Here is a 23,020-nt window from a genome sequence, read left to right on the forward strand (position 1 = left end):
GACCGGAGTGGACGAACCGCTGGTGTTCGGGTTGTGATGCCAATCGCATTGCCCGGTAGCTACGTTCGGAATCGATAACCGCTGAAAGCATCTAAGCGGGAAGCGAGCCCTAAGATGAGTCATCCCTAGACCTTTAAGGTCTCTAAAGAGCCGTCCGAGACTAGGACGTTGATAGGCAGGGTGTGTAAGCGTTGTGAGGCGTTGAGCTAACCTGTACTAATGACTCGTGAGGCTTAACCATACAACCCTAATGGGTTTTGACGTAACAATGGTTTACTGAAAATGTTCCTGACATTTTCTAGCATTTCCTCCATCCATGGAGGTCATACAAAAGAATACCAGCACTTGATTTAGTGTGGACTCAAATTAGCTCTTTAAATAAAGAGTGCAGCTTTCCGAATTTCCAATTTTGCTTGGTGACAATAGCTTTGTGGTCCCACCTGATCCCATCCCGAACTCAGAAGTGAAACGCAATCGCGCCGATGGTAGTGTGGGGTCTCCCCATGTGAGAGTAGGTCATCGCCAAGCGCCTAATTTAGTATCTCGCGTAAGCGTTTTGCTAAAGGAGCGGTAGTTCAGTTGGTTAGAATACCGGCCTGTCACGCCGGGGGTCGCGGGTTCGAGTCCCGTCCGCTCCGCCAACATTAAGATAAAAGCCCTGTCAGAAATGACAGGGCTTTTTTCGTTATGACGCCCAACTCGGAATTCATTGGCTTGATGAAGTGTTCAACAGAATAGCTAAAGAACCGGTAGTTCAGTTGGTTAGACTCTTTATTTAAACATCAGCGGCCTGTCACGCCGGGGGCGTGGGTTCGTCTTTGGCTTTTGATGAGAAAGAGCTAGTCCGCTCCGCCAACATTAAGACGAAAGCCTCTGCAGCAATGCTAGGGCTTTTTTCGTTTTAAATCAGCTATAAGTTTTAAGAAAGTAGAAGCATGCATATCCAAGTGTTTTACAATGCTGGCTTACCGCTTACCGCTTACCGCTTACCGCTTACCGCTTACCGCTTACCGCTTACCGCTTACCGCTTACCGCTTACCGCTTACCGCTTACCGCTTACCGCTTACCGCTTACCGCTTACCGCTTACCGCTTACCCTAAGCTGAAGATTAATCTGTTCATCATTTTCTTTGCCTCTGAGTGTGATACTGGTTATAAAACGAATCTATTTAGTTTAGTCTTCGATGGTGATTTAGTCCGTCTAATCTCTGTGGTCGGGTGGCTTGTCAGCCTGTTTATATGCACTTGTGGCTAGGTTGTTGTTTAAGGGATAAATATGAAGATTGAGATGATTTGTACCGGTGAAGAGGTGTTGTCGGGTCAGATAGTCGATACCAATGCGGCCTGGGTGGCCAATGAGTTGATGGAGCTGGGTATTGAGATGCAGCGCAGGGTCACTGTGGGTGATCGCCTGGAAGATCTCATTGCCGTGTTTCAGGAACGTAGTCAAGAAGCCGATATTATCTTAGTCAATGGCGGACTCGGGCCGACCAGCGATGATATGTCGTCACTGGCGATGGCCATGGCCAAAGAGGAGGAGCTGGTCGAGTTCAGCGAGTGGCGTACCAAGCTTGAAGATTGGTTTAGCCGCAATGGTCGGGTCATGACAACCAATAATTTAAAACAAGCCATGTTGCCCCGATCGGCTGTGATGATAGATAACCCAGTGGGCACAGCCTGTGGATTCAGGGTGAAGCTTAACCGCGCCTGGCTCTTCTTCACGCCGGGCGTTCCATCCGAGTTTAAGCTGATGATCAAAGATCAGTTTATTCCTTTTGTGCAGTCTCAACTTACAAGTCATAGTCCTGTTGCGCTGCATAAGTTATTAACGCTCGGCCGTGGGGAATCTGTGTTGGCTGAAGGACTGGCCTCTTTGGCTCTGCCAGATGGCGTATCCATTGGGTATCGCTCTTTTATGCCTTATATCGAAATCAAACTGTTTGCCCGAGGCAATAGTGCAATAGCGCTATTGCCTGATGTGATTCAGCGAGTAAGAGAACAGCTGGGTAACTGCGTGGTGGCCGACAACTGTGATTCGCTGGCGAAATCTGTGCACCAGTTGCTGATTGAGCGAGGCGGCAGTTTAAGTCTGGCCGAGTCCTGTACAGGCGGGATGATTGCCAGTCAGTTGGTTGCCTTTGCTGGAAGTTCGGCCTACCTGGATCAGGGACTGGTGACTTACAGCAACGAGTCCAAGGTGAAAGTCTTGGGTGTCAGCCCGCAAACATTAGACGATCATGGCGCCGTGTCGATAGCCACAGTAGAAGCCATGGCGAAAGGCGCCCGCGATTTGCTTGACAGCGATTATGCCTTAGCAACCAGCGGTATTGCCGGCCCAGACGGCGGCACAGAGCAAAAGCCTGTGGGCACGGTGGCGATTGCCCTAGCCACCAAGCAGGGCGTCTATAGCCAGATGCTGAAGTTCCCGGCTCGCTCCCGTGAATTAGTGCGTACTCTGAGTACGGCTGTGGCACTGGATATGCTAAGACGCGAGCTGCTGCAGCAGGCCGTGATTGTTGATTACCCTTCCTATCAGAGGTTTTCAAAGTAGGATTTGCAAAGTAAGGTTTGCAAAGTAAGGTTTGCAAAGTAGGCTTTGCTGAAAAGCATTTGCTAAATATGCCGCAAGGCTCACTTAAAGATTAGCTTGAGTTTACCGGGCGCGACCTCGATACGCTGGGTCATCTCGGCCAGCAATGCTTGATCACTCTCTTTGGTATCCAACACATAAACGGGTTGTGTCTCAAGGTATTGGGTTAAAAAACGCATTACTTGAGGTGCAACCGGTTTGATGGCTTTTTCGATATCTTTCGGTGTGGACTCCACCCGAGTCAATTGCAGCTGTTTCAGGTAGATGCTGTGGCTGCTTGAATCGTACCAAGGTTTTGCCTCAAACCGAGTGATGAGGATGGCGGCAATGGGTCTTATTGGATTATGCACTTGGATCTTGCTGTGAGCCGTGATCGCTATAGTTTCGGGTTTGTCGCCTAAGACGACATCCACCTCATCGACTCTGACTTCCAGACCCAGCAATCGATTACCCTGCTTAATCTCAAGGTGCATCTCATTGTTGAGGTAATTGGTCATCTCCTGCTGTGTGATGCTGTATTGACTGACACAGCCAGTCAATAACAGCAGTACACTTAAGAGGGTTGCTCTTAAAACTAACATCAACCTGTGTTTCTCATGCCAGCCGCCACACCGGCAATGGTCAACATCAAGGCCAATTCAACATTGGCAGAGGCCGCTTCATTCTTGCGCGTACGTGCCAGTAACTCAGCCTGCAGGAAGTTGAGCGGATCGATATAGGGGTTACGCAGACTGATAGACTCACGATTCCAAGGTGTGTGGGACATCAAGGATTCAGCCTCGGTGAGCGCTAGCACGGCTTTGACGCCGACAGCCAGTCGCTCTCGCAAGGCGACGCCAAGGTGGTGAAGCTCTTCTGGCACTAGGCAGGTCTCATAATATTTGGCCAGATTAGGCTCAGCCTTGGCGTACACCATCTCCAGCATAGATATACGGGTCTCGAAGAAGGGCCACTCTTGTTCCATCTCTCTGAGCAAGGCTAGCTCGCCGCGATCGGCTGCGGCTTGCAGGGCTTCACCGGCGCCGAGCCAGGCGGGTAGCATCAAACGGTTTTGCGACCAGGCAAAGATCCAGGGAATCGCGCGCAGACTCTCGATACCGCCATCGACACGACGTTTTGCTGGGCGGCTGCCAAGGGGCAGTTTACCCAGCTCAATTTCGGGGGTGGCGGCTCGGAAGTAGGCGACAAAATCTGGCTCTTCTCTGACGATGGCGCGATAGGATTCGACCGATTCGGCTGCGATGCGCTCCATGGCGGCGCGCCATTCTGGTTTGGGCTCCGGCGGTGGTAACAGAGTCGCCTCCATGACCGCCGAGGTGTATAACGCCAGGCTCTGTACCGCCAGTTTAGGCAGGCCGAACTTAAAGCGGATCATCTCCCCCTGCTCGGTGACACGGATGCGGCCATCGACAGAGCCCGGAGGCTGAGACAAAATCGCCTTATGTGCCGGTCCGCCGCCACGACCTATAGTGCCACCTCGGCCGTGGAATAGGGTGAGTTTAATGTCGGCGCGTTTACAGACCTGTACCAACTCTTCCTGAGCACTGTATTGCGCCCAGGCTGCGGCCATTACGCCGGCATCTTTGGCCGAGTCTGAGTAGCCAATCATCACTTCCTGGCTGCCTTTGCAGTAGCCGCGATACCAGTCGATCTGAAATAGTGCCGCCATGCAGTGCGAAGCGTTGTTGAGATCGTCCAGGGTTTCAAATAGGGGCACCACACGCATCGGGTGAGGGCAACCGGCTTCTTTAAGAAGCAAGAGTACGGCCAGCACATCTGATGGTTGGCTAGCCATGGAGATCACATAAGACCCAAGTGCCTGAGCCGGCTGAGTGGCGATAAGACGAACCGTGCTAATTACCTCGGCGACATCCTCACTTGGCTGCCAGTTATTGGGGATCAAGGGGCGCTTGCCCGTCAGCTCTCTAAGCAGGAAGGCCTGCTTCTCATGTTCATCCCAGTGGTTGAAGTCCCCCAGTCCCAGGTAGCGAGTCAGCTCGGCGATGACATCACTGTGGCGCTGAGCATCCTGGCGGATATCGAGCCTGAGCATGTGTATGCCGAAACAGGCAAGACGGCGCAGCATATCCAACAATAGGCCGTTGGCGATAAGACTCATGCCCGATTCGCATAAACTGTTATAAAGCAGATTCAGCGGTTCCTTTAAGTCCGCTTCATCCCAGATTATCTGGTTCCTATCCACTTCGGGGGAATGCCCCTCGATACGGGCATTGAGGTAATCGATAGTATTGCGTAGCTTCTGGCGAAGATCGCGTAATACATCTCGGTAAGGCTCGCGGCTGTTGTTGGTGAAGGCTAGTAACTCGGCATTGGCCTCCTCCATGGAGAGCTCGTTCACCAAGAGTACGATATCTTTAAGGAAGAGACGTGCAGCCGTGTGACGGTTGCGATCCAGCACCTCTTGGGTCACCTTGGCGGTAACGAAGGGGTTGCCATCGCGATCGCCGCCCATCCAGCTGGAGAATCGAATTGGCGCGATATCTGTGGGGATCTGCTTGCCTGTGCGCTCTTCGACACGCTCATTAAGTTGGCGTAAGAAGTCGGGAATAGCCTGCCAGAGTGAGGCTTCTATGGTACTCAGTCCCCATCTGGCTTCATCGACTGGGGTTGGCCGCTCGTGGCGGATCTCATTGGTGTGCCAGATCTGGGCGATCAGCTGACGTAATCTGAGCTGATGTTGCTTCTTTTCCCGCTCAGTCAACTGAGGGTTTTCCAGTGCGGCAAGACAGTCGACCACGGCCGAATATTTCTGGATCAGGGTGCGGCGCGAGATCTCTGTAGGGTGAGCGGTTAGCACCAGATCTATGTCTAAGGTTTCGAGACATTGCCACATCTTTTGTTCATCGACGCGGCCGTTGAGCATGCGCCCCAAGAGCTGGTCGACCGGATCTGGCACGCACACCAGTTCGTCGCAGTTTCGGCTGATGGTGTGGAACTGCTCGGCGATATTTGCCAGATTAAGAAACTGGTTAAAGGCCTTGGCGAAGGGTACAAGTTCATCATCGGGCAGGGCGGTTAACAGTTTGAGCATCTCTTCTCTGGCAGCATCATTGCCCTGGCGTGAGCTTTTTGCCAAGTGTCTGATCTGTTCGATTTTATCTAGAAAGGGTTGTTCGAGATGAGTGCGAATTGTGTCGCCGAGGATCTGACCCAAGTTACCGACATTCGATCGTAGCGATGCGTACATATCTGCCATAAATGCTCCGTACTTCTTTTATTGATTCGTCACAATAGGCGCCTAAGAGAATAAGATCAATAAGGCGAATATTGATTCTGTGTGATCCAGCTTGATTTACTTGCGTGAGTCTTTCAGTTTGTAAGGAGGTCAGTAACCTAAAATGGTCAGCAAAGCATCAAATTGGGTTACTTTGTGCTAGCCTATTGAAGTGGTTTAGATATCAATGGCATTAGCAATGTAATTATTATGTGAATCCATACTATTTCCAAATAATTATTTATTCAACAATATTGCATAAATAATTTATCGTGGTAGTCTATCAGGCAGTAAAAGTAAGCGCCATTTAGCCTTGGCCAATAAATGAGATGATAAATGAATATTTCATGCTTATGTCCTGATTATAAGTTGACCTCTAATAACTTCCTGCGACGATAAACCTGTCATTATTGGTGTCTCTACCAGGGCAAGTGTTGTGCCCCTCTATTTCTTTATTACCGTTACTATAGATAGAAGTCTTAAACCATGAAAAGCATAGCCATTATAGGTGCCAGTGGATACACAGGGGCACAGATCACATCTTTGATTCAGGCCGACCCGCAGCTGACAATTCAAGGCTTGTATGTCTCTGAAAACAGTCTAGATAAGAATAAACCTCTGGCCGAACTTTACCCTGTGTACAGCCATATTAAATTGCCTCTTTTGCCATTGAGCGAAGAGGCGAAGGCTAAAATTGTCACTGAGGCTGATGGGGTGGTTTTGGCGACTGAGCATAACGTGAGTTTGCATCTTGCTGCATGGTTCTATCAACAGGGGCTGAGCGTGTTTGATCTCAGCGGTGCCTATCGCTTTGCCGATGCGGCTCAGTATCCGAAATGGTATGGCTTTGAGCATGAGTATCCCCAGGTACTTGAACAGGCGGTTTACGGTTTGGCCGAATGGAATAGTCATGCAATTACCAAGACTAAGATGATCGCCGTCCCCGGCTGTTATCCGACCGCTTCTCTGACGGCATTAAAGCCGCTGAAGGCCCTGATGGGGGATGCCTTACCTGTGATTAATGCGGTAAGCGGGGTGACAGGCGCGGGCAGAAAGGCTCAGTTGCACACCAGTTTCTGTGAAGTAAGCCTGACCCCTTATGGTGTGTTAGGTCATAGACATCAGCCTGAAATTGCCACCCATCTAGGCAAAGAGGTGATTTTCACGCCTCATCTTGGTAATTTTAAGCGTGGGATTTTAGCCACTATTACTGTGCAGTTAAAAGCCGGGGTGACAGAGGCTGATATTCAAGAGGCCTATAGCGTTTATAACGACTCTGAACTGGTTAATGTTTATAAAAATCAATTTCCTAAAGTCGATGATGTGGTACATACCCCTAACTGTTTATTGGGGTGGAAATTCGACCCTTCGACTGGTTACTTAGTGGTGGCGAGTGCCATAGATAATTTAATGAAAGGTGCGGCGAGCCAGGCGCATCAATGTATCAAAATCCACTTTAATTATTAATTAATTGCTTGTGTAAAGAGAGTCATCGAAATGTCTGCTGAAAAAAATACCTTAGTGCTTAAAGTGGGCGGCGCCCTGATGCAATGCGAGATGGGCATGGCGCGTCTTATGGCAACTGCGGCCAACATTATCAAATCGGGACAGTCTGTCATCATGGTACACGGTGGTGGGTATCTGGTTGATGAACAGTTAAAAGCCAACGGCATGGAGACAGTTAAGCTCGATGGCCTGCGGGTCACTCCTGCAGAGCAGATCCCTGTCGTGGTAGGAGCCCTGGCGGGAACCTCCAACAAGGTATTACAGGCCGAAGCACTAAAAGCCGGTATTACTTGTGTCGGCATGAGCCTGGCCGATGGTGGCATAGTCAACGCCCATATCAAAGATGAGCAGCTGGGGTTTGTCGGCGAAGTGGCGCCGAAAGATGCGACCTATCTCAACTTTATCCTCTCTCAAGGCTGGATGCCGATCGTCAGCTCCATTGCCATCGATGAGCTGGGGCAGCTTCTTAATGTCAACGCCGATCAGGCAGCAACAGTGTTAGCCAAATTGGTGAATGGAAAACTGGTTCTGCTCTCTGATGTGAGTGGGGTATTGGACGGAAAAGGTCAGCTGATCCCTTCATTGACCAAGGCCTATGCCGATGAGCTTACCAAGCAAGGTGTCATCGAAAAGGGAATGAAGGTCAAGGTAGAAGCGGCATTGGAAGTGGCTCAGTGGTTAGGTCAGCCGGTGCAGGTGGCCTCATGGCGTGATACCGATCAGCTTGCAGCCTTGGAAAAAGGCGAAGCTATCGGTACCCAGATACTGCCCAATTAAATACGTTATCGAATAGATTTAGAGATACAGGAGTCTTCAATGGAGCATTTTTTATCGATTAATCAGTTAAGTCAGCAACAACTGCTCGACTTACTTACGCTGGCTAAACAGATCAAAGCTAATCCAAGTGAATACCGCAAGGCATTGGATGGTAAGAGCGTGGTGATGTTATTCGAGAAGCCTTCATTAAGAACTCGCGTAAGTTTTGACATTGGTATTAACAAGTTAGGCGGTCATTGCCTCTATTTAGACCAACAAAATGGTGCTTTGGGTAAGCGTGAACCTGTGTCTGATTTTGCCGGTAACATTTCCTGCTGGGCCGATGCCATAGTGGCAAGAACCTTTGCTCATTCCACCATAGAAGAGCTTGCCGAGCACGGCACGGTTCCTGTGATCAACGCCCTGTCTGATCTCTATCACCCCTGTCAGGGGCTGGCAGATTTTCTGACTCTGGCCGAGCATTTCGATGATTTAAGCAAAGTGAAGCTGGCCTATGTTGGCGATGGTAATAATGTTACTCACTCGCTGATGTATGGTGCGGCGCTGTTGGGTTGCACTATGACAGTGATTTGTCCGCCGGGTCATTTCCCCGATGGAGAAGTAGTACTCGAAGCGCAACGTTTGGCGGCGCAGCATGGTGGGGAGTTGATATTAACTTCTGATATTGATCAGATCCAGGCGCAGGATGCCATCTATGCCGATACTTGGATCTCCATGGGCGATAATGCCAGCCTGGAAGATATTCAGGCCAAATTTGCGCCTTACCAGGTCAATCAGGCATTGATGACAAAGGCCAATGCCAAATTCTTTATGCACTGCTTACCCGCTTACCGTGGTATTGAAGTGACCGAAGAGGTGATCGACGGTGAAGGTTCTCTGATTTTGCAGCAAGCCGAAAACAGGATGCATGCACAAAACGCTGTGTTGGTTACACTGTTGAGTTAATCGTTAGTTTAAAAATATTGTTGTTGAAGGCGAAATCGAGTGTTCAATCAAATTGATTAGGAAATTAAGCAATGGCTATTGAAAAGAAATCCGTTAAGAAAGTGGTATTGGCCTATTCCGGTGGTCTGGATACATCGGCAATCATTCCCTGGTTAAAAGAAACCTATAATGATTGTGAAATCGTCGCTTTCTGTGCCGACGTGGGTCAGGGGGAAGCTGAGCTGGAAGGCTTGCATGAGAAGGCACTCGCCTCGGGTGCATCAGAGTGTCATATCGTCGATCTGAAAGAAGAGTTTGTCGCGGATTATATCTACCCAACCATAGCCACGGGCGCGATTTATGAAGGTACTTATCTGCTTGGCACCTCGATGGCGCGTCCCATTATCGCCAAAGCGCAGGTTGAAGTCGCCCGCAAAGTAGGTGCCGACGCACTGTGCCACGGCTGTACCGGTAAGGGGAACGATCAGGTGCGTTTCGAAGGTTGTTTCGCGGCATTAGCACCTGAGCTGACGGTTATCGCTCCATGGCGCGAGTGGGATATGGTCAGCCGTGAAGATCTGCTCGAGTACCTTGCCGAGCGCAACATTAAGACCACAGCGTCAGCCACTAAGATCTATAGCCGTGACGCCAATGCCTGGCATATCTCTCACGAAGGTGGAGAGTTGGAAGATCCATGGAACGAGCCAAGCAAGGGTGTTTGGACTATGACAGTCGCACCGGAAGATGCGCCAGATCAAGCCGAATATGTGTCTCTGGAAGTGGAAGCGGGCCGTATCACCAAAGTCAATGGTGAGGCGCTGACACCTTATGCTGCCCTGATGAAGCTTAATCAGATAGCAGCGGCTCATGGCGTAGGCCGTATCGATATCACAGAAAACCGTCTTGTGGGTATGAAGTCCCGGGGCTGTTATGAAACCCCAGGTGGAACAGTGATGTTTGCCGCGCTGCGTGCCATCGAGGAGCTGGTGCTGGATAAAACCAGCCGTGAATGGCGTGAAGATATCGCCGCTAAGATGGCGCATCTTGTCTACGATGGCCGCTGGTTTACGCCTCTGTGCGAGTCGCTGCTGGGTGCCTCTGAGCCGCTGGCTAAATTGGTTAACGGTGAGGTTGTGGTTAAGCTTTACAAAGGTCAGGCACAAGCCGTTAAGAAGCGTTCACCTAACAGTTTGTATTCTGAAGCATTCGCGACCTTCGGTGAAGATGATGTCTACAATCAGAAGGATGCGGAAGGCTTTATCCGTCTGTACTCGCTGGCGAGTCGCATTCGTGCATTAAACACTAAATAAACCGGATTATCGTGACTAAGGGGCGAAATTCGCCCCTTAATTTTACTGAATTGATGAGGATAATGAGATGGCGTTATGGGGTGGAAGATTCAGCCAGGAAAGCAGTGAGCTGTTTAAACTGTTTAACGATTCATTGCCTGTGGATTACCGTTTAGTCGAAGAAGATATAGTGGGCTCCATCGCCTGGGCCGATGCGATCGCCGCCGTGGGGATTCTGACCGATGCCGAGTGTGTCGAGCTGAAACGGGCCCTGGGTGAACTGCTCGAGGAAGTGCAAGATAAGCCGGAGCAGATCATCAGTTCTGGCGCCGAAGATATTCACAGTTTTGTCGAGCAATCCCTGATTGCCAAAGTGGGCGACTTAGGTAAGAAGCTGCATACGGGGCGCTCTCGTAACGATCAGGTGGCCACAGATCTTAAGCTCTGGTGCAAGAAAGAAGGTCAGGCGCTGCTGGGGCAATTGACCCAAGTGCGCGGGGCTCTGCTGGATCTGGCCGAGCGTGAACTGGATGCCGTCATGCCGGGTTACACCCACCTGCAGCGGGCACAGCCGGTGGCCTTCGGTCATTGGTGTCTGGCCTATGTCGAGATGTTCGAGCGCGACATCGGCCGTCTGCAGGATGCCCTGAAGCGTGCCGATACCTGCCCTCTAGGCTGTGGCGCCTTGGCGGGTACGGCCTATCCTATGGATCGCCATGTGCTGGCCCAATCGCTCAATTTTGCCGCGCCCGCCCTCAACAGTCTCGATGCCGTGTCCGACAGGGATCATGTGATTGAGCTGTGCAGCGATGCGTCGATCAGCATGATGCACCTTAGCCGTATGGCGGAAGATCTTATCTTCTTTAATAGCGGGGAAGCGGGCTTTATCGAGCTTGCCGATCAGGTGACTTCTGGCTCATCTTTGATGCCACAGAAGAAAAATCCCGATGCCTTAGAGCTTATCCGGGGTAAAACCGGCCGTGTTTATGGCGCTCTAGTCGGCATTTTAACCACAATGAAGGCGCTGCCGCTGGCCTATAACAAGGATATGCAAGAGGATAAGGAAGGCTTGTTCGATGTAATGGACAGCTGGGCCATCTGTTTAGAGATGGCGGCATTAGTGCTCTCTGGTCTGAAAGTGAATCGTGCCAATACCCTAAGTGCGGCGCAGCAGGGATACGCCAATGCGACAGAATTGGCCGATTACCTGGTCGCTAAAGGGATGCCATTTAGAGAGGCACACCATGTGGTGGGTGAGGTGGTCGTCGCCGCGATTGCAGAGAAGAAGCCTATCGAGAATTTTGAGCTGGCTAAGCTGCAAACCTTTGCATCGAGCATTGAACAGGATGTTTATGATTGTCTGACAATCGATTCCTGTCTGGCAAAACGTGAGGCGTTAGGCGGGACTTCGCTGCCCCAAGTGAAGGCTGCACTCAATGCCAAGCGTTGATTAAGTGAAACTCAGTTCACATAATTGAATAAAAAACCTGCAGTTGCAGGTTTTTTTATTCAATTAAATTTTTGCAGCATCAAAAAATTGGCGCAATGAACTCACTAAAAATCAACACTATTTCAGTTGTTTGTGCTGTCACATCGAGACTGCTATCTGATGTTCTGCTAATGGCAAAATACTAAAATAACTCCTCGACAGGATCTTCGGTGAAGATATTTTCCTCTTCGGGGGCTTCAGTCGCGAACTCTTTGGGTTCTGTTCCTTTGATGAAATATTCAAATGCCGTTGTGTGATCCGTTTTACGACTGAGTTTGCCGCTGGCTAAATCGATCCGCGCCGAGACTATGTTTTCAGGTGGTTGCGATGGTATTTCTGCTGTGCCTGCCAGGGCATTTTTCATAAACTCATTCCAGGCTGGGCCAGCTGTCTTAGCACCAGCTTCGGCACCCGAAATCTGATCTTTTGCACCATTGGTGTTCCAGCTGGTACTGCCCAGTTCCTGGCTATGGTCATCAAAACCAACCCAGACGGTGGTGGCTAGGTTAGGATTGAAACCACTGAACCAAGTATCGCGGGATTCGTTGGTGGTACCTGTCTTACCGGCAATATCACGGCGGTTGACTACGCGGGCGGCGCGCCATGCCGTTCCGTTCCAGCCGGTGCCTTTACTCCAGTTGCCACCACCCCAAATTACGCTTTTTAGTGCATCAGTGATCAAAAAGGCGGTCTGGCTGGAGATGATCTGCGGCGCGTGACGGCCATCAGATGGACAGGCTCCTTCCTGGATATTTTCAGCTTGTTCATCGTTTGTCATCTCATTTTGCGCCTGGATCTCTTTAGCCATGGCGGTAAAAGGATCCTCTGTAGTAATCTGCTCTTCTGGCTTTTCAGGTTGTGCTTCTGGGGTGCAGGCCAGTGTCGGGTCGGCCTGCTCTATGATTTCCTGGTAGGCATTTTCGATACGATCGATAAAGTAAGGCTCAACCCTGTAGCCGCCGTTGGCAAATACAGAGAAGGCGGTCACGACCTGCAGCGGGGTGACAGAAGATGAGCCCAGTGCCAATGACTCGTTCTTCGGTAGGTCCTCTCTGTCGAAACCGAATCTGACTAAAGTATCAATGGCGGTCGTTAGCCCGGTATAGCGCATGGTTCTAACCGACATGACGTTAATCGATTGCGCCAGGCCGATCCGCAAGCGGGTAGGGCCTGTATATTTGTCCGGTGAGTTTTTGGGTCGCCATGCGATCCCTTGACGAATATCGGCATTGTTGATGGGAGCATTGTTGATCAATGTCGCCAGTGTGTAGCCTTTTTCTAGCGCAGCCGTGTAGATAAAGGGTTTGATATTTGAACCCAGTTGCCGCTTCGCCTGTGTGATCCTGTTGTACTGGCTGGTGTGGAAACTAAAACCGCCCACTAGCGTCTTGATAGAACCATTATGGGGATCGAGGGAAACGATAGCACTCGATACTTCTGGAATTTGAGATAGTTGCCAGAAGTCGCCATTATTGCGGATCCAGATTTGCTCGCCGACAGTTAATACATCGCTGGCAGCCACAGGTGCTTGCCCCTGACGTGTGTTGGAGATATAGGCCCTTGCCCATTTGAGCCCATCCCAGCTGAGTGTAATGGTATCGCCATTGCTGTTGAGTACCTCTGCACTTTGCTTAGCAACTTGCATAACGGCCGCAGGTTCGAGTCCCAGGAAGCTCTTGGTTTCTTTTAGCTGCTCTGTGATGGCTTGTGCTTCAGGTTTTTCATCCTGGACTTGCCACAAGACTTTGGTTGCGCCGCGATAGCCATGACGTTCGTCATAGGCATAAACATTGTTTCTTAAGGCCTGCTGAGCAAACTCCTGCAGGCGCGAGTCCAGTGTGGTATAGACATTGTAACCACCGGTATAAGCTTCATCTTCGCCCAAGGTGGCAACCAGATAATCCCTTGCCATTTCAGAGATGTAGGGCGCATAAAGCTCGACTTCGGCACCATGATATCTGGCCGTTACCGGAGCGTTTATCGCTTCCTCATATTCTGCCTGGGTGATGTTGCGTTTTTCCAGCATACGGCTCAGTACCCAGTTGCGGCGATTCAAGGCGCGCTCGGGGTTCCTGATAGGGTTGGCTGCCGATGGTGACTGTGGCAGGCCGGCAATCATTGCCATCTCAGGCAAGGTGAGTTCGCTCAGTTCTTTGCCGTAATAGACCTGCGCCGCTGCGCCTACGCCATAGGAGCGGTTACCGAGGAAAGAGCGGTTCAGATATAAGGTCAGGATCTCCTCTTTGCTGAGGGCCTGCTCAATCTTCAGGGCGAGAAAGATCTCTTTAATCTTTCGAATATAGGTCTTTTCGCGAGAAAGGAAGAAGCCCCTGGCGACCTGCTGTGTGATGGTACTGGCGCCCTGGCTCTTCTTGCCTGTGGTCACTAAGATGACGGCGGCGCGAATGATCCCTATAGGGTCTATCCCTTTGTGTTCGAAGAAACGGGCATCTTCAGTGTCGAGCACAGCATTGATCAGCTGTGTCGGAACCTGGTCATATTCCACTGGAATGCGGCGCTTCTCGCCAAATTGCGAGATAAGCTTACCATCCTGGCTATAGATACGAAGTGGTGTCTGTAATTTCACCGTTTTTAGCGTGTTGACATCGGGAAGTTCGGGCAGAACATAAAAATAGGCAGCAGTCACCGCCGCAATCCCTAATAGCGCCAGACTAAAAAAAGCTATCGTAATTCGTTTAAACCACTTCACGGATGATTCCAATATGAATTGCTAATCACACAGTATATAAGGCGAAAGGCTATTGTTGAAGTAAAAATAATTGTCAAAAAAATGGCAATTGTAAAAGTTATAAACATTTTGTACTAATATCTATAACGGGTTGATTTTGTGCTAATCTAGTTTCAGAAACTATAACATTAAAGTGACAATGGACTATGCTTTCAAACTTATGGAAGCGTCAGGCTCCGCAGATGGTGGGAATTGATATTGGTTCCCACGAAATAAAAGCAGTACTGCTGAGTAAGACGGCTGATGGATATAAAATATTGAGTCATGCGGCTGTGCCAGTAAAAAAAGGCGCCGTAAATGATCATGAAATTCGAGATGCTGATGCCGTTTTAGAATCGCTAAGATTGATAAAACGAACTATTCCAAAAACGGTTAAATATGCCGCAGTTGCTGTATCTGGCTCCGCCGTAATGACTAAGGTGATATACATGGATGCCGCTTTAACAGAGGCAGAGATGGAGACTCAGATTGAGATTGAGGCGGATAACCTGATCCCTTACTCACTAGACGAAGTGAGCATAGACTTTGAAACACTCAATGTGAATTCAACCGACCCTTCCAAAGTGGATGTGTTGCTGAGTGCTTGTCGCACAGAAAATATCGATATCAGGGTTGATAGTCTGGATGATATCAATCTCGAGACTAAAGTTGTTGATATTGAAGGCTATGCGCTAGGTCGATCCTTTGAACTGATTGCGGCGCAGCTACCTGAAAATGCCAACAACAAAGTGGTTGCTCTGGTCGATATCGGTGCCAACATGACCACCTTTGCCGTGGTTGAGAAGGGAGAAACGGCCTTTATTCGTGAGCAGGCATTTGGTGGCGATCTGTTTAGCCAGTCTATCTCCTCATTTTATGGTATGGATCACGAGCAGGCCGAGAAGGCGAAAGTCGAGGGTGACCTGCCACGCAACTATATGTTTGAGGTGCTCTCGCCTTTCCAGACGCAATTACTGCAACAGATTAAACGCACTTTGCAGATATACAGTACGTCCAGTGGCAGAGATAAAGTCGATCACATTGTATTATGTGGCGGTACATCTAAATTGGAGGGAATGGCTAATTTATTAACCAATGAATTAGGTATTCATACCATTATTGCCGATCCATTTTTAGGGTGTTTGTATGCAGACGAAGAAGTAAAAACAGCATTACAACCACAAATAAATAAATACATGGTTGCCTGTGGGTTGGCGCTGAGGAGTTACTCGCAATGGCGAACATAAACCTATTACCTTGGCGGGAAGAGGCGCGCGAAAAACAAAAACGAGATTATTTAGGTGTATTGGTAGCAGTTTTTCTTTTTGCATCCTTAATCGTTTATTTAGCCCTTCATATAATCGATTTGATGACCGAAGAGCAACGAGGACGCAATGCGTATCTTCAGTCTGAAATTCAATTATTAGAAACCCAGATCGCCGAAATTAAAAAGATCAAAGAGCGTAAGAAAGATATTGAGCGCCGCACCGATATTATTTTAGATCTGCAACAGGCGCGAAATTTACCGACCCATGTTTTAGATGAGTTGGTGCGTATTGTTCCGCCGGGTATCTACCTTTCCAGCATAGAGAAGAAAGGCAGTATGTTGTGGATAGAGGGGCGCAGTGAATCGAATAATAATGTTGCCAACATGATGCGTAAGGTGAAAGCCTCTCAATGGCTGCACGATCCCAATATGCGCTCGATCGTGTCGCAAAATGAGGAGCTGCGTCAGCTGCAGCGATTTAGTCTAAGGGTCTCGATTGGGGAAGAGGATGCCGACAGTGATAAGCCAGCGAAAGGAGCGAAGAAATGAAACTCGATCTGAGTGAATTTAATGACCTCGATTTCGAAAACATTGGCGGCTGGTCGGCTCAGGTCAAGGTGGTGTTTGCCGCTTTCTTAGCGATCATCATTTTTATTGCCAGTTATTTTCTTTTTATCTCTGATGCTGTCGATATCTTAAAGGCCGAGCAGGCGAAAGAGCAGACTTTACGAGATGATTTTAAAGCAAAATATCAATTAGCGGCTAACCTTAAGCTATATCGTGAACAGCTGGCCGTGATGGAAGTGCAGTTTGCTGAACTACTGAAAATGCTGCCTTCGCAAAATGAGATGCCTGGTCTGCTGGATGACCTCACTTTTGTGGCAACGGATTCGGGTTTAGGGATTAAAAGTTTAGAGTGGCAAGAAGAGATCCAGCGGGATTTTTATATTGAGTTTCCGATCAGTATGTCGGTCACAGGTAACTATCATGAGATGGGCAAGTTTGTCAGTGATGTCGCTAAGTTACCGCGTATTGTGAGTCTGCATGATTTTGTCATTAAGCGAAGTGAGCAGGGAATGTTAGGGATGGAGATCCTGGCTAAGACCTATCGCTTTAAAGAGGGTGCAGAATTACCCCAGGAAAATAACAAGGCGAAAGGGGGTAAGAAATGAGGAGAGTTTCTTTATTTGCCCTCTGTGTACTCTTAACCGGTTGTATGGGTGACAGAAGCGACTTAGAGCTGTTTATAACCACCACTAAGGCACAGCATGTTGCTCATATTCCGCCTTTAAAAGAGCCGCCTAAGTTTGAACATTTTGCCTATCAGGCGAGTTTGATGCGCAGTCCCTTCGTTCCGCCGTCACGGGAGTTGACGGAAGAGGTGATAGATACGAGTAAAGATTGTCAGCAGCCAGATTTAAAGCGTCGTAAGGGGCGTTTAGAAACTTATGCGCTAGATAATCTGAAAATGCGTGGTACCTTAAGCGAAGATAAACGGATATGGGCCTTAATTGAGACCAATGATGGAAGTGTATACCGGCTCGGTGTCGGTGAATATTTGGGGCTCTATCATGGTCGTATTGCTAAAGTCTCGCCACAAACAATCGAAATAATTGAATTAATACCAGATGGAACAGGCTGCTGGAGTGAAAGAACAAGCAGCATGGACCTGACTGGTAAATAACGAGCGAAGGATGAGGGAATAATGGAATCTTCTGCCGCAAAAAAAGCATTATTAAATATGTCGCCTTTTTTAAGGGTTGCTTTGGGGCTAGTGTTAATACTTGGTGTTGCGCCCTATTCTTCTGCTGCAAATCGGTTAGTGGATGTAAAATATCATTCGATAGTCGATCATCAACTCGAGTTACAACTGGTTTTTGAAACGGATGTTGCCGAGCCTGAGATCAATTTAAACGCATCTCCAGCTCAGATAGAGTTAGCCTTTTCTGATACCACATCTGGGTTAGAAAAAGATCTCTTACCTATTGAAAATGTGGGCGTGAAATCGGTCAGCGTTAAACAGGATAGTAGCGCGCTGAAAGTGCTGGTGGATCTGACTAAGGTGAAAGCCTATCAGGGTAAGGTATATGGCAAGACCTATAGGCTCACTATTAATGATGAAGCGATCGATCACAGTGAAGTGTCATCCAATCCTTTTGTTAATAAGGTCAAGAATATCGATTTTCGCCGTTCGGCCAATGGTAGTGGCGAACTGCTGGTAAAACTCAATAACTCTGCGGTGGCAGCTAATGTGGAGCAGGTCGGCGCTAAGCTGGAAGTGAAACTGTTTAATACCGATATCGGTGCCGATCTGCTGTATGTCATGGATGTGCAGGATTTCGCTACCCCGGTAAAAAGTTTCGAGACCTTTAAAGAGGAACTGACAACCCGCTTCCTGCTCGATATTTCAGGCAACTACGAATATAACTACAAGCAAGAGGGCGACCTGTTCCGTTTAAGTGTGAAAAAAGCGGAAAGAGCCAATGTTGCTAAGGAAGAGAAAAAATACACTGGCAAGACACTGTCTTTGAATTTCCAGAGCATCTCAGTACGTACCGTGTTGCAGATCATCGCCGATTACAACAATTTCAACCTAGTTACTAGCGATAGCGTCGAAGGGGATATTACCCTGCGTTTAGATGATGTGCCTTGGGATCAGGCGCTGGATCTTATCCTGCAAACCAAAGGCCTGGATAAGCGCATCGAAGGGAATATCTTGATGATTGCCCCTGCCGAAGAGATTGCGATTCGCGAGAGCCAGGAGCTGAAAAATCAGCAGGAAGTGAAGGAACTCGCGCCGCTATATTCTGAATACCTGCAGATCAATTATGCCAAAGCCAGTGATATTGCTGCGCTTCTCAAAGGCGATGATTCCAGCCTGCTCTCTGCCCGTGGCTCTGTGGCTGTGGATGAGCGAACCAATACCCTGCTGGTTAAAGATACTGAAGAGACGCTGGAGAATATCCACCGCTTAATCGACGTGCTTGATATTCCTATCCGCCAGGTATTGATTGAAGCTCGTATGGTGACGGTTAAGGATGATGTGTCTGAAGATCTTGGTATCCGTTGGGGCGTGACAGATCAACAGGGAACCCGAGGCACTTCAGGGACTATTGCGGGCGCTGCCGATATAGCTAACGGTATCGTACCCAGTATCAATGACAGATTAAACGTGAATCTGCCAGCCTCTGGCACTAGCCCTGCAAGTATTGCGTTCCATGTGGCCAGGTTAGCCGATGGTACCTTACTGGATCTGGAGTTGAGTGCTCTGGAGCAGGAGAGTAAGGGTGAGATCATTGCAAGTCCACGTATTACTACATCGAATCAAAAGGCGGCCTTTATCGAGCAAGGTGTGGAGATCCCCTATGTGGAATCGGCATCCAGTGGTGCTGCCACAGTGCAGTTTAAAAAGGCCGTGTTGTCACTGCGAGTCACACCACAGATCACCCCAGATAACCGCGTGATATTGGATTTGGAAATTACCCAAGATTCACAAGGTAAAACCGTTGATACTCCACTAGGGCAGGCCGTTTCTATCGATACCCAGCGCATCGGCACTCAGGTTTTGGTCGACCATGGTGAAACTATCGTCCTGGGTGGTATCTATCAGCAGCAGTTGATCAATAGTGTCAGCAAGGTGCCAGTGCTGGGCGATATTCCTTTCATCGGTTATCTGTTTAGAAATACCTCTGATTCTAACGAGCGTCAGGAGCTACTGATTTTTGTGACCCCGAAAATTATCTCCGAACGTTTCTAAACAATAGGATTCTTGTCAAAAGCCAGCGCTATCGCTGGCTTTTTTGTGGGAGTATAATTTCACAGAATTTACTTCCATCACTTGCCTTTCTAGGTTGTTAGCTGAGATAATCCGTGGTCAAGTCTCATTAGAGCAAGGTAACATTTAAGGTCAACCCGGTTTTCAGGTTGACGTAGGCAAACTTCATATAAGATTCCGACGTAAAAGCAATGGCTGAAAAACGTAATATTTTCCTAGTAGGTCCTATGGGGGCTGGTAAAAGCACGATAGGACGTCATCTGGCACAGATGCTCCATTTAGAATTCCACGATTCAGATCAAGAAATTGAAAACCGCACAGGTGCGGATATTGCGTGGGTATTTGACGTCGAAGGCGAAGAGGGATTTCGTCGTCGTGAAACGCAAGTGGTCGCCGATCTCACCGAGAAGCAAGGTATCGTTTTAGCGACAGGCGGTGGCTCAATCCAGAGCAAAGATATTCGCAATAACCTGTCAGCGCGCGGTATTGTGGTCTATTTAGAAACGACTATCGATAAGCAAGTGGCACGCACCCAAAGGGATAAGCGTCGTCCGTTACTGCAAGTCGATGATCCTCGCGAAGTCTTAGAAAACCTGGCCGCGATTCGTAACCCGCTTTACGAAGAGATCGCCGATGTGATAGTTAAAACCGATGAGCAAAGTGCAAAAGTCGTTGCTAATCAAATTATTGAACAGTTAGGTTTTTAATTCTATAGGCGGTTACATGGAACAGATTCAGGTTGAACTTGGTGTACGTAGCTACCCGATTTACATTGGCCCGAATCTGCTGAAACAACCCGAGTTATTTCAACGGGCGATTCAGAATAAAAAAGTGTTAATCGTCACCAACACGACAGTGGCGTCCCTTTACCTTAAACAGGTACAGGCGCTACTGGCAAATCACCTCAGTGCTGACCCCGTCATTTTGCCCGATGGTGAGCAGTACAAGACTCTAAGCCAATTAGATACAGTTTTCACCTCGCTGCTGGAGCAGAACATGGGGCGGGATACGATTATCCTGGCCTTGGGTGGTGGTGTGATTGGCGATATGGCCGGTTTTGCGGCCGCCTGCTATCAGCGTGGTGTCGACTTTATCCAAGTTCCGACCACACTCTTGGCTCAGGTCGATTCATCGGTTGGCGGAAAGACGGCTGTGAACCATCCTTTGGGTAAGAATATGATAGGGGCCTTTTATCAACCCCAGCTGGTGGTGATAGATACTCAATGTTTATCCACTCTGCCTGCCCGTGAGTTTGCCGCCGGTATCGCTGAGGTAATTAAGTACGGCATTATCTGGGACTATGAGTTTTTCGTCTGGTTGGAAAACCATGTGGATGAATTAAAGTCCTTGGATGAAGCCGCATTAAAGTATGCGATTGCCCGTTGCTGCCAGATAAAAGCCGATGTTGTCGCACAGGATGAAACCGAGCAAGGGGTGCGGGCGCTGCTAAATCTGGGCCATACCTTTGGTCATGCCATCGAGGCAGAGATGGGCTATGGTGTCTGGCTTCATGGCGAAGCCGTGGCTGCCGGCATGGTATTGGCTGCGAAGACTGCCTGTCACATGACGCTGATTGATAGTGATATGGTGGCGCGGATCACCCGATTAATCGAACGCTTCGACCTGCCTGTGGCTGCGCCAGCAACCATGGGATTTGAGCAATTTATCAAGCATATGCGTCGGGATAAAAAAGTACTTCAGGGTAAGTTGAGGCTGGTATTACCCGAAGGGCTAGGCAAAGCCGGGGTATACAGTGATGTCCCCGAATCTATCCTTGAAAAGGTTATTTGTCGCACCGACTGTTAATCGCCGATTTTAATAAACCCGTCTGGTAAGACAGTGACTATCAAAACTTCCACCCTATTACCCAGTCAAGAATCTTTGTTGCATCGTTTGCAGCATGTGGCGCTTTACGGCCAGCAGTTAACTGTGCTGACCGGCGAGTCCGGTGCCGGCAAGACGACCTTAGTCACAGCATTGGTGGATGGACTGGAAGGGGTGAGTACGGCGCTGGTGGCGTGTCCACAGCATGCACAGAGCAGTGAAATTCGACGTAAGATATTAGTTCAACTTTTGGCTGACCCCCTGTTCGATGATGAGTTGCCACTGCCGGAAACCTTACTCGATCTCACCGATTCTCTGCCGGCCCACTGCCACATAGTTCTCGACGATGCTCACTATTTGCCACTGACCATCTGGGCCGAGTGTATAGTGCTCAGTCAGCTCGAGTTGTCAGGTAAGCAGATCTCATTCACCTTCACCACTTCCAGCGGTTTCTTGTCTGAAATATTGACTCAACTGCCAGAGGTGCAGCAGCAAATTATGTTGCCTGTGAATATCGCGCCTTTGGTGGTGAGCGAGCGGGAAATGCTCTATTACAGTCTGCTTTGGCGCAGCGAACAGGTGCCATTTACGCCAAAGGAGATAGTGCAGCAGCAACTGTCGATGCAGCAGGGATTACCGGGAGAAGTGGTCAAGCTGCTGTATCTGGCCTTAGAGGGTGAGGAGGAAGAGATAAAGTCCAAACCCAATTATTTGTGGGTTTACTTAGCTGCAGCCCTTCTATTTTTGCTTGCTGTGATTGTCTATTTCGACTCTGAACCGTCAGCGCCTCAGGCAAGCCGTGCACATACTGTGGCATCTTTAAAAGCCAGCATAGCAAATTATGCCTATGGCGAAGCTGTGTTAGCCCCTTACTTTATGGCGCGTCTCGACAGAGTACAGGCGGTCGAGGATGCGCAGAGTCCATCCGATATTGAGAATCTTACCGAGGGAACTGATCTTGCTCAGCATACTGTGGGAGAGAGTGAGTTCCCTAAGCTTAAGCCAGAAGAGCTGACTCAAAATATTCCAGTGTCTGAGGAGAACGCCCAAGCCAGCAAGGCTGAGGTATTTGCTGCTAATGCACAAGCCAAAATGGCAGAGGCTCAGATAGCCAATTCCAATACAGCTGAGCCCATTTCAACTGAGCCCCAAATAACTGAGCCCCAAATAACCGAGGCATCGCAGCTTTCATCTCAGGCTGTTGGAGATAACAGCAGTGAGACTGTGGCTGCGAATTCAAATCCTGTCGATTCCTCTCACAAGCTTGATGATAAGTCAGGGCAATTTAATACCTTTCATCCGACCTCTGGCTATACAATACAGCTGATCAGCGTTGCAAAGGTCGAGTCGCTTATCGTTCTTATTGAGAGATTTGATTCCATTGAACAGGTGAAAATCGCCAAATATAACCAGCAATGGGTAGCCTTTTATGGGCAATTCGATTCCCGTGCTCAGGCGCAAGCGCAGATTAAGGGGTTACAAGAATCCCTGGATCTGGGGTCACTCTGGATAAGAAAATGGGCAGAACTGTCAAAATATCAATTACAACAAACTGTTCCTTCTCGTGAAATTTAAAAATAAACAGAGTACAATCGACAACTTGTAACTAAGGGTATT

Annotated in this window: 18 protein-coding genes, 1 tRNA gene and 2 rRNA genes; 18 read left to right on the forward strand and 3 right to left on the reverse strand. The window is 48.9% G+C overall.

The window, feature by feature from the left end:
* The 5 genes from LZP69_RS13655 to LZP69_RS13675 all read left to right on the forward strand — a co-directional run.
* Positions 1-241: ribosomal RNA gene (locus LZP69_RS13655) — 23S ribosomal RNA — on the forward strand; the annotation flags it as partial.
* Between the two features lie 171 nt (positions 242-412).
* Positions 413-528, forward strand: a 5S ribosomal RNA gene (gene rrf, locus LZP69_RS13660).
* Between the two features lie 36 nt (positions 529-564).
* Positions 565-641: transfer RNA gene (locus tag LZP69_RS13665), tRNA-Asp, on the forward strand.
* A 294-nt stretch (positions 642-935) separates the two neighbouring features.
* The gene (locus tag LZP69_RS13670; RefSeq protein ID WP_234201280.1) at positions 936-1,100 is read left to right on the forward strand and encodes a hypothetical protein; all 165 of its coding nucleotides are present in this window, start codon (positions 936-938) and stop codon (positions 1,098-1,100) included.
* Positions 1,101-1,275: 175 nt separating this feature from the next.
* Complete coding sequence (locus LZP69_RS13675) at positions 1,276-2,550, forward strand: CinA family nicotinamide mononucleotide deamidase-related protein (RefSeq protein ID WP_234201281.1); 1,275 nt, start codon at positions 1,276-1,278, stop codon at positions 2,548-2,550.
* A gap of 80 nt (positions 2,551-2,630) precedes the next feature.
* On the opposite strand, the gene LZP69_RS13680 is transcribed toward LZP69_RS13675, so the two are convergent.
* On the reverse strand, positions 2,631-3,170 hold the full coding sequence (locus tag LZP69_RS13680) for a DUF1439 domain-containing protein (protein WP_234201282.1): 540 nt from the start codon (positions 3,168-3,170) through the stop codon (positions 2,631-2,633).
* Positions 3,170-5,806: a phosphoenolpyruvate carboxylase gene (ppc, locus tag LZP69_RS13685; RefSeq protein ID WP_234201283.1), complete on the reverse strand. Its 2,637-nt coding sequence runs from the start codon at positions 5,804-5,806 to the stop codon at positions 3,170-3,172. Before ppc ends, LZP69_RS13680 begins: the two co-directional genes overlap by 1 nt.
* Positions 5,807-6,310: 504 nt before the next feature.
* Here ppc and argC point away from each other — a divergent pair.
* The 5 genes from argC (at position 6,311) to argH (ending at position 11,770) form a co-directional block, all read left to right on the forward strand.
* Entirely contained in the window at positions 6,311-7,291 is a 981-nt protein-coding gene (gene argC / locus LZP69_RS13690; protein ID WP_234201284.1) for an N-acetyl-gamma-glutamyl-phosphate reductase, read from the forward strand.
* Between the two features lie 30 nt (positions 7,292-7,321).
* Complete coding sequence (argB, locus tag LZP69_RS13695) at positions 7,322-8,107, forward strand: acetylglutamate kinase (protein WP_234201285.1); 786 nt, start codon at positions 7,322-7,324, stop codon at positions 8,105-8,107.
* Positions 8,108-8,146: 39 nt separating this feature from the next.
* The gene (locus LZP69_RS13700; protein WP_234201286.1) at positions 8,147-9,052 is read left to right on the forward strand and encodes an ornithine carbamoyltransferase; all 906 of its coding nucleotides are present in this window, start codon (positions 8,147-8,149) and stop codon (positions 9,050-9,052) included.
* Positions 9,053-9,123: 71 nt separating this feature from the next.
* Positions 9,124-10,341, forward strand: a complete 1,218-nt coding sequence (locus LZP69_RS13705) for an argininosuccinate synthase (RefSeq protein WP_234201287.1) — start codon at positions 9,124-9,126, stop codon at positions 10,339-10,341.
* A 67-nt stretch (positions 10,342-10,408) separates the two neighbouring features.
* Positions 10,409-11,770 carry an argininosuccinate lyase gene (gene argH / locus LZP69_RS13710; RefSeq protein ID WP_234201288.1) on the forward strand — a complete coding sequence of 454 codons (1,362 nt, stop codon included), beginning with the start codon at positions 10,409-10,411 and terminating at the stop codon, positions 11,768-11,770.
* Between the two features lie 181 nt (positions 11,771-11,951).
* Here the strand turns inward: argH and LZP69_RS13715 are convergent, their stop codons facing one another.
* On the reverse strand, positions 11,952-14,519 hold the full coding sequence (locus LZP69_RS13715; RefSeq protein WP_234201289.1) for a penicillin-binding protein 1A: 2,568 nt from the start codon (positions 14,517-14,519) through the stop codon (positions 11,952-11,954).
* 185 nt (positions 14,520-14,704) lie between these two features.
* Here LZP69_RS13715 and LZP69_RS13720 point away from each other — a divergent pair, with 185 nt between their 5' ends.
* The 8 genes from LZP69_RS13720 to LZP69_RS13755 all read left to right on the forward strand — a co-directional run bounded on the left by LZP69_RS13720 (position 14,705) and on the right by LZP69_RS13755 (position 22,978).
* Positions 14,705-15,784, forward strand: coding sequence for a pilus assembly protein PilM (locus LZP69_RS13720; RefSeq protein WP_234201290.1), 1,080 nt, complete (start codon positions 14,705-14,707; stop codon positions 15,782-15,784).
* Positions 15,772-16,353, forward strand: coding sequence for a PilN domain-containing protein (locus LZP69_RS13725; RefSeq protein ID WP_234201291.1), 582 nt, complete (start codon positions 15,772-15,774; stop codon positions 16,351-16,353). The genes LZP69_RS13720 and LZP69_RS13725 overlap by 13 nt, the downstream gene beginning before the upstream one ends.
* On the forward strand, positions 16,350-16,976 hold the full coding sequence (locus LZP69_RS13730) for a type 4a pilus biogenesis protein PilO (protein ID WP_234201292.1): 627 nt from the start codon (positions 16,350-16,352) through the stop codon (positions 16,974-16,976). Before LZP69_RS13725 ends, LZP69_RS13730 begins: the two co-directional genes overlap by 4 nt.
* The gene (locus LZP69_RS13735) at positions 16,973-17,488 is read left to right on the forward strand and encodes a pilus assembly protein PilP (protein WP_234201293.1); all 516 of its coding nucleotides are present in this window, start codon (positions 16,973-16,975) and stop codon (positions 17,486-17,488) included. Before LZP69_RS13730 ends, LZP69_RS13735 begins: the two co-directional genes overlap by 4 nt.
* 21 nt (positions 17,489-17,509) lie before the next feature.
* The gene (locus LZP69_RS13740) at positions 17,510-19,561 is read left to right on the forward strand and encodes a type IV pilus secretin PilQ (protein ID WP_234201294.1); all 2,052 of its coding nucleotides are present in this window, start codon (positions 17,510-17,512) and stop codon (positions 19,559-19,561) included.
* 209 nt (positions 19,562-19,770) lie between these two features.
* Positions 19,771-20,286 carry a shikimate kinase AroK gene (gene aroK, locus LZP69_RS13745; RefSeq protein WP_234201295.1) on the forward strand — a complete coding sequence of 172 codons (516 nt, stop codon included), beginning with the start codon at positions 19,771-19,773 and terminating at the stop codon, positions 20,284-20,286.
* A 16-nt stretch (positions 20,287-20,302) separates the two neighbouring features.
* A complete protein-coding gene (aroB, locus tag LZP69_RS13750; protein WP_234201296.1) occupies positions 20,303-21,385 on the forward strand; it encodes a 3-dehydroquinate synthase in 1,083 nt (360 codons plus the stop codon).
* Between the two features lie 33 nt (positions 21,386-21,418).
* Positions 21,419-22,978 carry an AAA family ATPase gene (locus LZP69_RS13755; protein ID WP_234201297.1) on the forward strand — a complete coding sequence of 520 codons (1,560 nt, stop codon included), beginning with the start codon at positions 21,419-21,421 and terminating at the stop codon, positions 22,976-22,978.
* Positions 22,979-23,020 lie beyond the last annotated feature (42 nt).

This window comes from Shewanella sp. AS1 (assembly GCF_021412565.1).
Lineage (GTDB): Bacteria > Pseudomonadota > Gammaproteobacteria > Enterobacterales > Shewanellaceae > Shewanella.

Bases quoted from the DNA above. Each gene is read 5' to 3' on its own strand.
- LZP69_RS13670 (WP_234201280.1), top strand. From the start codon at position 936: ATGCATATCCAAGTGTTTTACAATGCTGGCTTACCGCTTACCGCTTAC.
- LZP69_RS13675 (WP_234201281.1), top strand. From the start codon at position 1,276: ATGAAGATTGAGATGATTTGTACCGGTGAAGAGGTGTTGTCGGGTCAG.
- LZP69_RS13680 (WP_234201282.1), bottom strand. From the start codon at position 3,170: ATGTTAGTTTTAAGAGCAACCCTCTTAAGTGTACTGCTGTTATTGACT.
- ppc (WP_234201283.1), bottom strand. From the start codon at position 5,806: ATGGCAGATATGTACGCATCGCTACGATCGAATGTCGGTAACTTGGGT.
- argC (WP_234201284.1), top strand. From the start codon at position 6,311: ATGAAAAGCATAGCCATTATAGGTGCCAGTGGATACACAGGGGCACAG.
- argB (WP_234201285.1), top strand. From the start codon at position 7,322: ATGTCTGCTGAAAAAAATACCTTAGTGCTTAAAGTGGGCGGCGCCCTG.
- LZP69_RS13700 (WP_234201286.1), top strand. From the start codon at position 8,147: ATGGAGCATTTTTTATCGATTAATCAGTTAAGTCAGCAACAACTGCTC.
- LZP69_RS13705 (WP_234201287.1), top strand. From the start codon at position 9,124: ATGGCTATTGAAAAGAAATCCGTTAAGAAAGTGGTATTGGCCTATTCC.
- argH (WP_234201288.1), top strand. From the start codon at position 10,409: ATGGCGTTATGGGGTGGAAGATTCAGCCAGGAAAGCAGTGAGCTGTTT.
- LZP69_RS13720 (WP_234201290.1), top strand. From the start codon at position 14,705: ATGCTTTCAAACTTATGGAAGCGTCAGGCTCCGCAGATGGTGGGAATT.
- LZP69_RS13725 (WP_234201291.1), top strand. From the start codon at position 15,772: ATGGCGAACATAAACCTATTACCTTGGCGGGAAGAGGCGCGCGAAAAA.
- LZP69_RS13730 (WP_234201292.1), top strand. From the start codon at position 16,350: ATGAAACTCGATCTGAGTGAATTTAATGACCTCGATTTCGAAAACATT.
- LZP69_RS13735 (WP_234201293.1), top strand. From the start codon at position 16,973: ATGAGGAGAGTTTCTTTATTTGCCCTCTGTGTACTCTTAACCGGTTGT.
- LZP69_RS13740 (WP_234201294.1), top strand. From the start codon at position 17,510: ATGGAATCTTCTGCCGCAAAAAAAGCATTATTAAATATGTCGCCTTTT.
- aroK (WP_234201295.1), top strand. From the start codon at position 19,771: ATGGCTGAAAAACGTAATATTTTCCTAGTAGGTCCTATGGGGGCTGGT.
- aroB (WP_234201296.1), top strand. From the start codon at position 20,303: ATGGAACAGATTCAGGTTGAACTTGGTGTACGTAGCTACCCGATTTAC.